The following is a 15,163-nucleotide window of genomic DNA, read 5'->3' as shown; positions in this document are numbered from 1 at the left end:
GCCGTCGGTCGCTTCCAGGCTGGGCATCTGCCTGCCCAGCCGCGCGGGATGGTGGGAAGTTTCCGGCTCCCGCGCGCAAAGTCGTTTCCCGCGCGCGAGATTTCGACTGCGGGAAACGACTGAGTGCGCGGGAAGGCAGGAGGCTGCAGCTCGTCCTTCAGGCGCTCGGTGATCACGACTTAGCGGAGAACCGTTCAGAAAGCATCGGCGAGGGCGAGCACGCCCACGGCGAAGATGGCGACGGCCGATATCAGCAGGTAAACCGTTGTCGGCGAGCCGTCCTTGATCCGCTTGTCGGTCTCCGTGAAGGAGAGGTAGACCGTGGCGATCGCGATGATCATCAGGTATACCGCCTGCAGGATCCCTGCCAGGATGACAAGCTGCAGGGGCTGCTGGATCAGCGTGGCGGTCAGGCCCCAGCACAGCGGCAGGATGACCATGAGGATTCGCAGGACCAGGTTTCGTCGTTTGGCGTCGGCCCAGTCGAACAGGCCGAACACCGCGAGGGACGCGGTGAACTGCCGGGACAGGTTGGGTACGGCTGTGAACAGCGTTTTCGCCAGGGTGATGGCGGACAGCAGCAGGAACAGCGGGCCGACCCAGGGACCGAGGGTGTCGGTGAAGATATGGGAGATGGTCTCGATCAGATCGGTTCCGGTCGGGCTGATGCCCTGTTTGTACAGCACGGTCGCACCCAGGATGTAGAACGCCACGGTGGCCAGCGTGTACACGAACCACGACACCCAGGCGTCCTTCTTCATGACCGAGATCCACCCACGGGCGCGTCGCACCCAGTCATCCGAACCGTCGTTCGGGCCGGTCCAAGTGGCATAGCCCTTCTCGACGACCCAGAACGTGTAGCCGGAGATCTCGTTGGCGTTCACGCCCGTCAGGCCGAACATCGACAGCGCGATGCCCATCGCGCCGGCGGAGACCTGGAACCTCATGCCGTCGGCAAGGTCTCCCGCTGTCCAGGCGAACTGCGTCGCCTGGATGCCGAAGACCATCACGATCACCGCGATGGTGACGAGAAGGACCAGACCGGTCGAGACCGTCTCGATCAAGGAGTAGCGGTTGAGCTGGTGGATGGCGATCACGATGATGGTGAAGATCCATGCCCAGATGCCGATCGACACGGCTGAGAACGGATCACCGCCGAACGGCAGCAGCATCGACATGGCGACCGCTGCCGAGCCCACGATGCCACCCAGGTTGGCGAGGAATTGGACGAACTGGAGCAGGACGAGATAGGACGCCCAGCTGCGCTTGCCTATCTTGGGTGGCACGTGGTCATATCCGAAGATGCCGGGCTTGCCGGTGGAGATCGACCAGCGGGCGAGTTCGATCTGGACGGCCACCTTGACGATGGTGGAGACCAGAATCAGCCAGAGCAGCGTCATCCCGGCCCTGGACCCCAGCGTTGTGGTGGTGATCAGCTCGCCAGAACCGACGATTCCGGCGGTCGCGACCATTCCTGGCCCGAAGAAGCGCAGGCTTGCGGCCCAGCCCTTCGGCGGCTCCATCACCTTGGATGGATCCAATACGTAGGGATCGGCATTCTTGTTCGCAGCGATGATGTCGACCGGCGCGGATTCCGCAGCGGCTGGGGTTCTGGCGTCCATGTTGTTGTCGGGTAGGGAAGGTGGGACTATCGACATGGTTGTTCACTCCATTGTGAGCGCGAAAGTGGGACCTCTCACCTCAACGTCGAGGTGCTACCGATTGGTTGGCCCGAATGTAAGATCGGATACAACAAAAGTCAATACTTATCCAGAGTCCGTCTGCACCGGGGTGCTCTTTATGCGGAGATTCGTAGGTCAGCGTTGAGCCCCCGCACCGCGTTGCCGCCAGGGGTGTACCGCTCGCGATGGCCACCGGCATCGGGGTGTCCGGCATCTCGCGCCGCGATCCCGCCACCACCTACTGCCAGACACGCATGTGCTCACCGATCGGGGTTTTCGCGCGCACAATCATCTCCCGCGATCGAAATCTCGTGCGCGGGAGACAATAGTGCGCGCGGGAAGGTGGAGGGACCACCGAGCGACTGACACCGAGAGGGGAAATGATGTCGAGACGAGCTCTTTTCGTGGGCTGCGGAGCCGCATCCGCGATTGTTCACCGGCACCGTCGTCGGCGCGGTAATGGTGAGTTTCGGGGCCGTGGCATCGTCCGGCCGCCATTGACCGCGGCACAGATCAGCGGGACGCGCCGCTGCGTTGCCGCCTGAGCCATTCCTGGACGCCGGGCTTCGCCGTGATCGTCAGCCGGGGGCTGGCCAGCACCCGCCCGTCCACCGTCATGAAGACCGAGTCGAGTTCGGGATGTCGCAGGTCGAGCCGCATGGCCGCGTCCAGCCCCATCGCGAGATAGGCGGTCGAGAACGCCTCGCAGGCCATGCCGTCCGCACCGCAGACCACCGCTGCGCACAGGTCCGTGACGGCGGGAGCACCGGTGGCCGGGTCGAGTACGTGGCTGCGTCGGCGACCGCCCTGAATCGGGGTCCCCGGATCGGCCGAGACCGACAGTGACCCCGACGCCAGGGTGAGCGTCCCGAAGGTTTCCCATCCCTGCCAGGGGCTGGCCAGGCCGATCGCGGCGGGTTCGCCCGCGACCGCGATGGACGAGCCGCCCAGGCCGATCAGGACGTCCTCGGCGCCCAGGCCGACCGCAAGATCGCGCAATTGGTCGGCGGCGTACCCCTTGGCGATAGCGCCCAGATCGACCGACCTGGGCGGGGCGGCCACCAGCCGCGCCCGGTTGCCGTCCACCTCTATGCGTCCCGCGGCGGCGGAAGAGCCGGGTACCCCCGGCCGTGATCCGGCCGCGACCTGCTCCCAGGCCCGTGTCTGCCTGCCGAGCAGGGCTGTGAAATGCCCGTTGGTCTGCGCGCGCAGCGCTTCCGAGGCGGCCAGGACGGCAGCGGTGTCGTCCGAGACCTCCGACCAGGACGTGGACAACCCGGTGATCTCGGAGTCGTCCCGGAATCGGGTCAGCCGCCGCTCGATCCGTCCGGCCCGGTCGTGCAGCTGCCGCCCGATGTCGAGCCCGGGCGGGGTCCACGAGGCGTGCCCGAGAGTGCCCATCGTGGGAAAGGTGAGCCCGGCTCCGGCCGACCTACTGGGAGGCATTCGCGATGGCGTCCTCGACCGCGGCCTGGAACTGCCGGTACGACAGCGAGGCGCCCGCGACCTGCTCGACCTGCTCCTGATCGCCCGACTCCTCGAACTCGGCCACGTACTGTTTCTCGGCCGCGATCGCGTTCTGGGCGCGCTGGTAGAAGGTCTCGTCGACGGGCTTGCCGTCGCTGCCCAGCCCGTAGCTCTCGTCGTGCGGGGTGCCGTCCTGGTCGTAGACGACAAAGCTCGCCGCGGTGACGGCTCCGCTGCTGACCGTGAAATTCACGACCCCGTACGAGCCGTCGCTGTCTGCCTCGGACTGCCCGGTGTACTGCCCGTCCGGCAGCGAGTTGGCTGCCGGGGTGGAACCGCCGCACCCGCTGAGGACCGCCGCCCCGATCACCGCGGCCAGCATCACTGCAGCATCGCGTTTGCGCGTCATCGGATCTCCGTCCTGGTCACAGGCTTGCCCTTGGTGGGGGTGCTCAGGACGTCGGTGACCTCCCGGGCGATCCTGCCGTGCTCCAGGATGATCTGCCGTTGCCCCTGGGCGGCCACCTCGGCATCGTGGGTCACGACGATCAGGGTGGTGCCGGCATCGTGCAGCTGATGGAAGAAGTCGATGACGACCCGCTCGTTCACCTCGTCCAGGTTGCCGGTGGGTTCGTCGGCCAGGATGACGTCCGGGTGATTGATCAGCGCACGAGCGACGCAGACGCGCTGTTGTTCACCGCCCGACAGCTCGCGCGGCAGGTGGGTCGCGCGCTCGGCCATGCCTACCCGCTCGAGGGCCGCAAGGGCCTCCTTCTCGTCGGGGATCGAATGGTAGTGCTGCGCGAGCATCACGTTCTCGCACGCCGTCAGGTGTTGGACGAGGTGGAACTGCTGGAAGATCAGTCCGATCTTCTCGCGCCGCACGGTCGCCAACTCCGGCTCGCCCATCTTGTCGAGCCTGTCGCCCTCCAGCAGGACGATGCCGTCGGTCGGGCTGTCCATGCAGCCCAGGATGTTCATGAGGGTCGATTTTCCCGAACCGGACGGGCCGACGATCGACAGCCATTCGCCGCGGGTGATCTCGAGGCTCACATCGTCGAGCGCGGCCAGCTCGCCGTATCGGCGACTGACGTTGCGCACCGAGTAGATGGAGCGGTCGGTCGGCTCCGGGCCCCTTGTGGTTGACGCCTGGGTCATCGTCATTCTCCTCCCAACACATCGGCGGGTCTGATCCTCGAGATCCGGCGGGCCGGTAGCAGGCTGCCCGCCAGCGAGATGACCACCGAGAACACCAAGGTGATCGGCACCACCCACCAGTTGATATCGAGCTGCACGGCGAACGCCTTCAGCGAGATGAAATTGGCGATCCAGATTCCGGCCGCCACGCCCGCCACACCGCCTATCAGGCCGAGCAGGACAGACTCGCCGACGAACTCGTTCATGACGTCCCTCGACAGTGCGCCGAGGGCCTTCTTCAGACCGATCTCGCGTGAGCGCTCCGAGACGATCGCGTTCAGGGTGGCCGAGATCGAGATCAGGGTCAGAAGGCAGATGATGACGCTGACGATCCAGATGAGTGTCTGCAAGGTCTGGGCGATGCCGGTCTGGGTCTGACTGATCCGCCGCACCACCTCGGCGTCCATGCCCGCGTCGGTGGCGTCGATGTCGTCGACCAGGGCGCCGAGCCGCGTCTCGTCGGCGTTCACCGAGTACTCGATGATGTTGTACTCGCTCACGCCGCCGGTGAACTCCTTCAGGGTGTCGAGGCTCATGACGATCAGGTCGTCCTCCGCGCCACCGGTGCGCAGGATCCCGCTGACGGTGAGCCGCTTGGCGGTGCCGTCGGCCACGGTCGGCTCGGTCAGCCCGACGGTCTCGCCCACGTCGAACCGGTAGAGCTCGGCCACGTTCTCACCGACCAGGATCTGATCGGGCCCGCTCGGCAGCTCGCCGTCGATCTCCCAGTACGGACGCACGGCCCAGGCGTCGTCCACGATCGTGCCCATCACCTGGAGCGCCTGCTGGTTGTACAGCAGGTTCGTGTACTGGTAGGGCGCGCGGCTGAGCCGGGCGTCGCCCACGGCGTCGTCCGCGGCTGCCAGCTGTGCGTCGGTCAGGCTCTGCGAACCGTCGGACAACACGATCAGGTTGGCACCGTACGAGCGCAGTTCCTTGGACATCTGCGCGGGCACGGTGTAGGCGACCAGGCCCAGACCCGACAGTGTGGCGGCTCCCACCGCGATCGACAGGGACGCGATGATCACGCGCGACAGCCGATGCCAGAACGACTGCGTGATCATCCGCAGGTACATCTTGTGCCGGTTGTTCATCCCATCACCTCCCGTGCAGTACCTGGGCCGGCCGGAGCCTCAGCAGATATCTCATGGCGGGCAGACAGCCGATGACGACCGTGAGCAGAATCACCAGGGCCATCAGTGGTGGCACGATCGGCCGGATGGTGATGCCCGACCCGAAGACCAGGCGTCCGACCAGTTGTGCCAGACCGATGCCCACCCCGAAGCCCGCGACTCCGCCGATCAGCGCGACGACGAGTGTCTCGGTCAGGATGAGCCCGACGATCGATTTGTTGCGCGCGCCCAGCGCCTTCATCAGACCGACCTCCTTCGAGCGCTCCATGACCGAGGCGGTCACCAGGTTCGCGATGCCCAGGGAAGCCGCGACCATGGCGAAGATGGCCACCACCGACATGATCAGCTGTGTCTTGTTGAGGATCACGCCCTCGGTGTCGGCGACCTGGCGCACCGGCTTGGCGGCCACGTTGGTCATGGCCTCCTCGATCTGGTACGCGATCGAACTGACGTAGGCGGTGCAGTACCAGGTCTCCCATTCGTCCGCCGACAAGGTGGACGGGTCACGCGCCGCCCGCTCGGCCAGATCGTTGTCGGGTGTCGTGATGGCGCGCACCTCGATGCTTCCCACCTCGCCGGGACGATCGGCCAGCTGCTGGGCCACGGCCAACGGCACGAACAACTGGTTGTCCTCGTCCGAGCCGGATTGGAAGACCCCGGTGACGGTGACCTCGACCTGGGCGTTCCCCGTGCCCAGGGTCACCCGGTCGCCCGGTTCCCAGCCGAGCTGGGAGGCCAGGCGGCTGCCGGCCATCACCTCGTCCGGCGCCTGCGCCCACGATCCGGTGATCGCCCACCAGCTGCGCAGGTTGGTGATCCCGGTGCTCAGCGTCTCACCGGTGGCCGTGGTCAGCTCCTGGTCGAACCAGGTGCCGACCACCGGGACGTCCACGCCGTCCACGGCGGCCGTGGTGTCCAGGAAGGGCGCGAAGTCCTCGATGTTGTAGGCCCAGAAGATCGTCTTGAGGTTCGGCAGCTCGTCCTCGCGGATCGAGCCCGCCGAGGCACCCGAGTCGACCTCGTACATGTCGGAGACGATCGAGGCGCCCTGGGGCAGCACCTGGATGTTGGCCCCGAACGAGCCGAGCTCGGCCTGGACCTTGTCGCTGACGTCCAGCATGACGGCGAACATGGACGTCGCCAGACTGGAGCCGAGCAGGATCGTCACCGCGATCATCAGGCGCTTGCTCACCTGGCGTCGCAGGGCACGGCCGATCATTCGCCAAAAGAACATGGTCACTTCTCGAATACGTTCGCGTGGCTCTCGAGCTCTGCCACTGAGAAACTGAGTTTTTCCGCCGACATCTCGTAGGCGATGGGGATCGGGTTGCAGCCACCTTCGAAGCCGATGGTCTGGATGTTCATCATGACGCCGCAGCGTTTGCAGATGACCTTGCCCTTGTCCTCGTAGTAGCCCGAGTCGCCGCAGATCTCACAGGCGTCCAGGCCTGTGCCGAAGGCGATCTCGTTCTTCTTGATCACGATGAACCGCACCTCGACATTGCCCGTGGACCGGTAGGCGAACCGGTGCAGGTGACCGTCGCTGACCAGCTCGCGCGACACGGTGACCGAGTCGCCCTCGATCTCGGACGGCTCGATCGCCGAGAGCTCGGGCACGTATTCGGCACGGCGTTTGCCCTCGGTCAGGGCGGCCACGAAGACCACCGAGCCAGCCACCGACAGGGCGAGGAACTTGCGTCGCGAGATCTGGTCGGCCTTGCGCAGCCTGACCTGTGCGGGGTTGCCGAGCCTGCCACGTGGATGGGTCCACAGCGCCACGATGCCGGGGACGGCGATCAGGACGGCCAGCGCGAGTTGCGTGGCGGCCTCGTGTTTCTGGATCCAGAGCACCCAGTCGAAGACGAGCGCGCTGCGCGGCACGATCCGCCGGGTCGCGAACTGCTGGTAGAGCAGGATCGCCCGCGGCAGGATCATCGCCGCGAAGACGATGGTGGTGATGGCCGAACGAAGGTAGCTCGGCACCCGGGCCGCCGAGATGACGTAGCCCCACGAGGCCACGATCACCAGGACGGTGCCGAGCGCGTAGCCGGCGAGCCGGAGCAGGCTCTCGGTGTCCAGCAGGCTCGATCCCATGGGGACGATCCCGCTGATGTCGAAGAAGTAGGTGAACCCGTAGAACACCGAGGTGGTCGCCAGCCCCGCCTGGCTGGTGACGGCCAGGAAGCGGTGTCGCCGACTCTGGTCGATGTCGTGCAGATCTCGTCCGCCGAAGATCCAGACGGCCACCAGGAAGACGGTGACCGCCGCGAACATGACGGGGCCGACGTAGGCGTTGAAGGTCGGGACGTCGATGAAGGTCGTGTTGAGCCGGAGCCAGGCCACGACGGCGGCGGCAGCCAGGCCGGCACCGCCCACGGCCGTGGTGATCCGGGCCGTGGTCCGGCGTTCTTTGGGCGAGTAGGCGCGGCTGGCAAGCAGGATCGCCACCGCCAGGCATAGCGGCAGCGCACTTTGGACAGAAGTGACGAACAGTTCCAGCATGATGTGATGCTCGGCCTACCTTCGGCTATGGATCAGTGCGGGTCTGCCGGCTCGCGGGAGAACTGCTGAATGTGTGTGCCGCCGGTGGCCGAGCCCGTCGAGGGGCTCGGCCACCGCAGTTCAGCAGGTTTCCTGAGCCGTCAGATGAGCTGGCCGTCCCACTGCCAGTTGTCGAACTCGAACTTGAGCGGCTCGGTCCAGAAACGACCGGTGACGCCCGAGGAGTCCTTGCCGGTGTGCAGCATGAAGTCGTCGGCCGGGGAGGCGACGGTGATCACCACGTCGTAGTTGCCGGGGTCGAGCGAGATGTTGTTGCCGTAGTGCGGGCCGTCGGAGGCGATCATCGGCATCATCGTGCCGAGGTCGACCTCTTCACCGGTGTCGGTGTTCGTGGCGACCGCGTTGACCGTGAGGTAGGGCATGAACTGGTCGGCCTCGTAACCCCATTCGGTGGCCTTCTCGTTGGTGGCCACATCGACCTCGAAGTGCATGTCCGACTGCGACGCCGGCGGCATCGCCATGGAGCCCATCTCCAGGTCGATCGCCTGGAAGTAGACGACGTCGATGGTGAGCGCGTCGTTGGTCTGGGGGCCCGAGTCGCCGACGGGGAGCTCGTTGATGCCGGCGGTGTCCTTGGTCTCCTCGGTCGTGCTGCTGGCCGTGGCGTCGGTGGTGCCGGTGGCATCGCCGGAGCTGTCTGAGTCGCTCGAGCAGGCGCCCAGCGACAACGCCAGGGCGAGCGCAGCGATCAAGGCGAGAGGCTTGTTTTTCACCTTCGGTTTCCTTTCATTGTTCTGCGTTGGCAGCAGCGCTTTCGGTAGGTGCCTGCTGTCTTTCTGCCTTGGCCTTCCGGTATTGGAGAACACCAAGGACCACTAGGATGACGATGACGAACAGCTGTCCGACAAGGGTTTCGACCGTGGGATAGAGACCCAGCCAGGTGATCTGGGGAACCGAGTCGACCGCGTGGGCGCCGACGACGGTCGCGTCCTGGAACTCCGTGATGGCCCCGCCGGTGATCGTGACGGCCAGCAGCCCGAGCAGCACCGACGTCCACTTGAAGAACTGCTTCATCGGCAGCCGGACGCCGAACACCCAGACGAGCATGAACATGACGACCAGCAGGACGACGGCGGCGCCGGTTCCCATCCAGATCTTGGCGTGGTCTCCGCCGGTCTTGGCCGCGGCCAGGATCGGGGAGAAGAACAGGATCGTCTCCGCCCCCTCGCGCAGCACGGCGAGGAAGGCCACCGAGGCCAACGCGAAGACGCCCCCCTTGGCGACGCCTTTACCCGCGCTCTTCTCAATGTACTCCTGCCACTTGTTGCCGCTCGACTTGGACAAGATCCAGTTCGACACCCAGATCAGCATGAGTACGGCCAGCGTGCCGGTGACGCCTTCGAGCAGCTCCTGGCTCAGGCCGGTGGCCGCCGAACTGGTCAGCTTGCTGAACAGGACGGCCAACCCGATCGAGACCGCGAGCGCGGCGATGACGCCGACGATGATGCCCGTCAGCTGGTCGCGCCGCCCGGCTCTCATGGCGTAGGCGACCACGGCGGCGACCACCAGAAGAGCCTCGGTGCCCTCGCGCAGCAGCACCAGGAAGGAGGCGAAGAAGCCACTCCACCCCAGTTCTGCGCCCGAGGTCAGCTGGTCGAGTTCCGTGGCGTCCTGCGTGATCGCGTCCGCGAGTGTGTCGGCCAACTGCTCGTACTCGTCGTTCGACAGGGAGCCGTCCCGCGCGGCCTGCCGGAGCTGGGTGAACATGCTCTCCAGTTCGCTGACCCGGGCCTGCCCGATGTAGGAGATGGTGGCCTTCTCGAGGCCGTCGGCCTCGTAGTGCCCCAGGTAGGCGTCCTTGGCCGCATTCGCTGCCGCGTCCTGGTCGCCTTGGGCGAAGGAGGTCTTGGCGGTCTCGAGCTTCTCGACGATGCGGGTCGCCACGCGCGTCCACTGGTCGTTCAGCTCCGGGGTGTTCTTCAGGTCCGTGACGTCGTCACGCAGCATCTGGATCGTCGTGGTGACCGCGGTGTCGACGTCGGCCGGCGCGGCCTCCTCCCGGGTCAGATCGCGCACCGACAACAGCTGGTCGACGAAGGCGTCGCTGCGGTCGTCCCCCAGGCGATGGCTGATCTGCGCCTCGAGCCCGCTGACCTGGTAGATCTCGTAGTAGGCCTGCCGGATCGAGTGTTCGACACCCTCTTGGTCGCTGCTCCGGTACTGGCCGGGGATCTGCTCGATCGAGGCGACCACCTGGTCGGCGATCGCGTCCCAGTCCTTCTCGTCGGCATGCGCGGGCGCGCTCAGCATCGAAAGGAGCGTTACCAGACAGAACACCATCACGAGCACCCGTGTCCACGGGGACGATGGCCGATGCTGCACTGTCGTTACAGTGTTCACGTCGCCTTCCTTGGTAGCTGGCACATTGACTCAGTCAGGTTAGCCTTAGCTAACTTCGTCGGGAACGGCACCCCTGTCTTTTTGGGACATATTGCGTTGACTAGGGATGATGGTCCCGCGGAGGGCTTTTTTCGGGGGTTTGGTGCGCGTATCGGCACCCTGAGGGCCTACATCTCGATTTGATAACGATCTACACGCGATGTGGCGGGACGCCCGATCGGCTCCCCCAGCCGTAGTCCGAGGGCAGCGATGGTCCGTATCGGGTGGCGCGGTGGGCGCGTCCCGCCTAGGGTTGGTGAGTGGCTGACGGCAGAACTGGCCACGGATGGCGGGAACGGGGCGGAGGTAAACCCTGTGGGCTGTGCTCAAAACCCCGCTGACGCGGTACGATACCGACCCGGGCCGGATGGCGAGAAGCTGTGTGGCGAAACCGTGGGTCGGCGCCAGCGGCACGGGCTTGCTTTGGGCCTGTGGAGCGAAGTGGCGAAGGAGAATCCCTGGTGAACGACACTCCCACGCGCGCGCCGGTCGCGGCCGTCATCGTGCTGGCCGCAGGCGGCGGCACCCGGATGAAGTCCCGGCTGTCGAAGCTGCTCCACACGATCGCCGGACGCCCCATGCTCAGCTATGCGCTCGACGCGGCCAGGGCACTGCAGCCCGAGCGTCTCGTGGTGGTCGTCGGGCACCTGCGTGAGCAGGTCGAGGCCCATCTGGCCGAGTCGGCCCCTCAAGCGATCATCGCCGAGCAGCCGGTTCGCAACGGTACGGGCGGAGCGGTCGCCTGCGGTCTGGCGGCGCTCGGTGATCTCGACGGTGTCGTCGCGGTCACCTACGGCGACGTCCCCCTGCTGAGCGGCGAGACCCTGTCGCTGCTCGTCGACCAGCACGTCGCCGACGGCAACGCCTGCACCGTGCTGACCGCCGTCGTCCCGGACCCCACGGGGTACGGACGCATCGTCCGCGAGGGTGGCGAGGTGGCGCGCATCGTGGAGCATCGGGATGCCACCGAGGCCGAGCGGGCGATCGCCGAGATCAACTCCGGCATCTATGTGTTCGACGCGCGGGTGCTGCGCGAGGGCTTGTCGTCCCTGCAACCCGACAACGCGCAGAGCGAGTTGTACCTGACCGACGTGCTCGGCTACGCGCGGGCGCACGGCGGCCGCGTGGGCGCGGTACGCACCGACGACGCCTGGCAGACCGAGGGCGTCAACGACCGCGTGCAGTTGGCGGCGGTCAGCGCCGAGGTCAACCGCCGCCTCCTGGAGCACTGGATGCGCGAGGGAGTGACGATCGCCGACCCGTCCACCACCTGGATCGAGGCCGAGGCCGATCTGTCCGCCGACGTCACGATCCTGCCCAACACCCAACTCCTGGGAGCGACGTCGGTCGCGACAGGCGCGGTGATCGGCCCCGACACCACGCTGCGCGATTGCGAGGTGGGGGAGAACGCCCACGTGATCCGCACCCACGGTGAGCTGAGCATCATCGGCGAGGACGCCGAGGTCGGGCCGTTCGCGCGGCTGCGTCCCGGCACCGTGCTCGGCGCCAGGGGCAAGATCGGTACGTTCGTCGAGGCCAAGAACGCGCACATCGGCGACGGCAGCAAGGTGCCCCACCTGACCTACTGCGGGGACGCGTGGATCGGCGAGGGTGTCAACGTCGGCGCCGGCACGATCTTCGCCAACTACGACGGCAAGCACAAGTCGCCCACGCACCTCGGCGACAACGTGTTCATCGGCTCGAACTCGGTGCTCGTCGCTCCGGTCGACGTCGCCGACGGCGCCTTCGTCGCAGCCGGATCGGCCGTCGTGGACGACGTGCCGCCCGGGGCGCTGGCGGTGGCGCGTGGGCGCCAGCACATCTCGGACGGGTGGGTGGCCAAGCGGCGTCCCGGCAGCAAAGCCGCTCAGTCGGCCGCCGAGTCGTCGGGTCAGGTCCATCAGGCCGTGGAACAAGCGCGCGAGAAGCTCGCGCGGGAGCAGGAGGATCACCAGTGAGCGGGGTCAAGCGTCCCACCGACAAGCACCTGATGCTCTTCACGGGGCGTGCGAACCCGAAGCTGGGTGAGGAGGTGGGTGAGCTGATGGGAGTCGAGATGACCCCCAGCCGCCTGGTCACCTACGCCAACTCCGAGATCTACGTGCGCTTCGAGGAGTCCGTCCGCGGCAGCGACGCGTTCGTCATCCAGTCGCATCCCTCGCCGGTGAACGAGTGGCTGATGGAGCAGCTCATCATGGTGGACGCGCTCAAGCGTGCGTCCGCGAGGCACATCACCGTCGTCGCACCCTTCTACCCCTACGCGCGCCAGGACAAGAAGCATCTCGGCCGTGAACCGATCTCGGCACGGTTGATCGCCGATCTCTACCGGACGGCCGGCGCCGACCGGATAATGAGCGTCGACCTGCACACCGCCCAGATCCAGGGCTTCTTCGACGGGCCCCTCGACCATCTGACCGCGCTGCCCGTCCTCGCCGACTACGTCGCCGCCAAGTACGACGTGACGAAGATGACGATCGTCAGCCCGGACGCCGGGCGCGTCCGGCTCGCTGACCAGTGGTGCGACCGGCTCCATGCCCCGCTGGCCATCATCCACAAGCGTCACGACCCGACCGTCGCCAACCAGGTGGCGGTGCACGAGGTGGTCGGCGACGTGCGGGGACGTACCTGTCTGCTGGTGGACGACATGGTCGACACCGCGGGGACGATCTGCCAGGCGGCCAACGCGCTCCTGGCGCACGGAGCCGAGAAGGTGCTCTGCGCGGCGACGCATGCGGTGCTGTCGGACCCGGCGGCCGAGCGGCTCAACGAGACCCCCTTCGAGGAGGTCATCTTCACCAACACCCTGCCCATTCGCGAGGGGGTCGACGTCCCGAAGATGACGGTGCTGTCGATCGCCCCGCTGCTGGCGCAGGCTATCCACGAGATCTTCGAGGACGGCTCGGTCACCAGTCTGTTCAACGGCACTCCGCCCGCCTGATCGTTCCTCGTTCGGGGGTGCGAGGGATTTCGCGTCCCCAATGCGGGGCGGCTAGTATTGGGGGGTTGCTTGGCGAGGGGCCGGCGGTAGTGGTCCGTGATCGACTGGTTCTGATCGACTGCTGTGCGGCGTGTGCGATCACGTGAGCCGCGTCCCTCCTTCGCCGAGCTGTGTGAGCCTGTGAGAAGACGAAGTTGAGGAGAAATCGATGGCAGACACCATCAAACTGAACGCCGAGGCCCGTGACGAGTTCGGCAAGGGCGCTGCTCGCCGCATCCGGCGCCAGCACAAGATTCCGGCCGTGCTGTACGGACACGGTTCCGACCCCATCCACATCACCCTGCCCGGTCACGAGACCATGCTGGCGCTGCGTCAGGCGAACGCGCTGCTGAGCCTCGACATGCCCGGCGGCGAAGAGCAGCTGGCCCTGCCGAAGCAGGTGCAGCGTCACCCCGTGCGCGGCGAGATCGAGCACGTCGACCTGCTGATCGTCAAGCGCGGCGAGAAGGTCACCGTGCCGGTGCCCATTGTGGTCGTCGGCGAGCTGGTCGAGGACACCGTGGTCAACCAGGAGCGCAACGAGCTGCACATCACCGCCGAGGCCACGAACATCCCGGCCGACATCGAGATCTCGGTCGAAGGTCTTCCCGTGGGCACCCAGGTGTTCGCCGCCGACGTCAAGCTCCCTGAGGGCGTGGAGCTGCACGACGATCCGGAGTCGCTGGTGCTCGTGGTCAGCCCGGCCACCGCCGCCGAGGACCTTGAGGCTTCCACCGAGGCCGAGGAGCCGGAGGCCGCCGAGGCCGGTGCCGAGGACGAGGTGAAGGAAGAGGAGTGAGGCTTTCGCCTTCTCCCACGGACGTGAGGGCCGCGGTGTGAGCACGTGGCTGCTCGTCGGGCTGGGTAATCCCGGCCCGGAGTACGAGTGGACCCGGCACAACGTCGGCTTCATGACCGCGGACGAGCTCGCCCGGCGTGCACGGGCGAGCTTTTCGTCCGCCCGTGGCATGCGGGCCGGTGTCGCCGAGACCGTCATCTCGGTGACCGGGCTCGGCATTCCGCCGGGCGACAAACTGGTGATCGCCAAACCGCGCACCTACATGAACGAGTCGGGCGTGGCCGTGGGCAAGCTGGCGTCCTTCCACAAGGTGGCACCCGACCACATCGTCGTCGTCCACGATGAACTCGACCTCGACTTCGGCCAGTTGCGGCTGAAGCAGGGAGGCGGCGACAACGGGCACAACGGGCTCAAGTCGATTCGCGCCCATCTGCACACCGGTGACTATTTCCGGGTGCGTATCGGCATCGGACGCCCACCCGGTCGTCAGGATCCGGTCGACTACGTGCTCGGTACTTTCCCCGGCGCGATGCGCGAGGACCTCGCCGTCGAGATCGGCCGGGCCGCGGACGCATGCGAGGCACTGGTCACCGAAGGGCTCGCGTCTGCCCAGAACCGGTTCAACAGTTGATTGGTGTCGGCCCTTGAGTTCGTCGAAAGGATGTGGGGTTCGTTTCGACAGGCTCAACGAGCGTTTGGGGTTGGTCCTTGAGTTTGTCGGGAGGGCGTGGGGTTCGTTTCGACGGGCTCAACGAGCGTTTGGGGTTGGTCCTTGAGTTTGTCGGGAGGGCGTGGGGTTCGTTTCGACGGGCTCAACGAGCGTTTGGGGTTGGTCCTTGAGTTTGTCGGGAGGGCGTGGGGTTCGTTTCGACAGGCTCAACGAGCGTTTGGGGTTGGTCCTTGAGTTTGTCGGGAGGATGTGGGGTTCGTTTCGACAGGCTCAACGAGCGTTTGGGGTTGGTCCTTG

The 15,163-nt window shown here is 66.4% G+C and carries 13 protein-coding genes; 4 read left to right on the top strand and 9 right to left on the bottom strand.

Annotation, left to right across the window (positions count from 1 at the left end; genetic code table 11):
* Nucleotides 1-194: 194 nt before the first annotated feature.
* The 9 genes from FB473_RS12605 to FB473_RS12565 all read right to left on the bottom strand — a co-directional run bounded on the left by FB473_RS12605 (nucleotide 195) and on the right by FB473_RS12565 (nucleotide 10,381).
* A complete protein-coding gene (locus FB473_RS12605) occupies nucleotides 195-1,658 on the bottom strand; it encodes an Nramp family divalent metal transporter (protein WP_208390553.1) in 1,464 nt (487 codons plus the stop codon).
* A 537-nt stretch (nucleotides 1,659-2,195) separates the two neighbouring features.
* The gene (locus tag FB473_RS12600) at nucleotides 2,196-3,128 is read right to left on the bottom strand and encodes an FAD:protein FMN transferase (RefSeq protein WP_167168295.1); all 933 of its coding nucleotides are present in this window, start codon (nucleotides 3,126-3,128) and stop codon (nucleotides 2,196-2,198) included.
* Nucleotides 3,115-3,558: an FMN-binding protein gene (locus tag FB473_RS12595; RefSeq protein ID WP_167168292.1), complete on the bottom strand. Its 444-nt coding sequence runs from the start codon at nucleotides 3,556-3,558 to the stop codon at nucleotides 3,115-3,117. The genes FB473_RS12600 and FB473_RS12595 overlap by 14 nt, the downstream gene beginning before the upstream one ends.
* Nucleotides 3,555-4,307 (bottom strand): ABC transporter ATP-binding protein, encoded by a 753-nt coding sequence (locus tag FB473_RS12590; RefSeq protein ID WP_167168289.1) that lies wholly within the window; start codon nucleotides 4,305-4,307, stop codon nucleotides 3,555-3,557. The genes FB473_RS12595 and FB473_RS12590 overlap by 4 nt, the downstream gene beginning before the upstream one ends.
* A gap of 2 nt (nucleotides 4,308-4,309) precedes the next feature.
* The gene (locus FB473_RS12585; protein ID WP_208390551.1) at nucleotides 4,310-5,440 is read right to left on the bottom strand and encodes an ABC transporter permease; all 1,131 of its coding nucleotides are present in this window, start codon (nucleotides 5,438-5,440) and stop codon (nucleotides 4,310-4,312) included.
* Nucleotides 5,441-5,444: 4 nt separating this feature from the next.
* Nucleotides 5,445-6,713, bottom strand: coding sequence for an ABC transporter permease (locus tag FB473_RS12580; RefSeq protein WP_167168286.1), 1,269 nt, complete (start codon nucleotides 6,711-6,713; stop codon nucleotides 5,445-5,447).
* Nucleotides 6,714-6,715: 2 nt separating this feature from the next.
* Nucleotides 6,716-7,981: a DUF2318 domain-containing protein gene (locus FB473_RS12575; protein WP_167168283.1), complete on the bottom strand. Its 1,266-nt coding sequence runs from the start codon at nucleotides 7,979-7,981 to the stop codon at nucleotides 6,716-6,718.
* 140 nt (nucleotides 7,982-8,121) lie between these two features.
* Nucleotides 8,122-8,754 carry an iron transporter gene (locus FB473_RS12570; RefSeq protein WP_167168280.1) on the bottom strand — a complete coding sequence of 211 codons (633 nt, stop codon included), beginning with the start codon at nucleotides 8,752-8,754 and terminating at the stop codon, nucleotides 8,122-8,124.
* Between the two features lie 13 nt (nucleotides 8,755-8,767).
* Entirely contained in the window at nucleotides 8,768-10,381 is a 1,614-nt protein-coding gene (locus FB473_RS12565) for an FTR1 family iron permease (RefSeq protein ID WP_341770117.1), read from the bottom strand.
* 569 nt (nucleotides 10,382-10,950) lie between these two features.
* Between FB473_RS12565 and glmU the strand changes: the two genes are divergently transcribed.
* The 4 genes from glmU (at nucleotide 10,951) to pth (ending at nucleotide 14,827) form a co-directional block, all read left to right on the top strand.
* Entirely contained in the window at nucleotides 10,951-12,378 is a 1,428-nt protein-coding gene (glmU, locus tag FB473_RS12560; RefSeq protein WP_208390783.1) for a bifunctional UDP-N-acetylglucosamine diphosphorylase/glucosamine-1-phosphate N-acetyltransferase GlmU, read from the top strand.
* Nucleotides 12,375-13,358 carry a ribose-phosphate diphosphokinase gene (locus FB473_RS12555; protein ID WP_167168274.1) on the top strand — a complete coding sequence of 328 codons (984 nt, stop codon included), beginning with the start codon at nucleotides 12,375-12,377 and terminating at the stop codon, nucleotides 13,356-13,358. The genes glmU and FB473_RS12555 overlap by 4 nt, the downstream gene beginning before the upstream one ends.
* A 208-nt stretch (nucleotides 13,359-13,566) precedes the next feature.
* Complete coding sequence (locus FB473_RS12550) at nucleotides 13,567-14,196, top strand: 50S ribosomal protein L25/general stress protein Ctc (protein WP_167168271.1); 630 nt, start codon at nucleotides 13,567-13,569, stop codon at nucleotides 14,194-14,196.
* A 37-nt stretch (nucleotides 14,197-14,233) separates the two neighbouring features.
* A complete protein-coding gene (pth, locus tag FB473_RS12545; protein ID WP_167168268.1) occupies nucleotides 14,234-14,827 on the top strand; it encodes an aminoacyl-tRNA hydrolase in 594 nt (197 codons plus the stop codon).
* Nucleotides 14,828-15,163 lie beyond the last annotated feature (336 nt).

Origin of the sequence: Brooklawnia cerclae (assembly GCF_011758645.1) — a bacterium.
GTDB classification, from domain to species: Bacteria; Actinomycetota; Actinomycetes; order Propionibacteriales; family Propionibacteriaceae; genus Brooklawnia; species Brooklawnia cerclae.
Note: the sequence above shows the minus strand (reverse complement) of the source record. Positions and strands in the feature narration are given on the sequence as shown.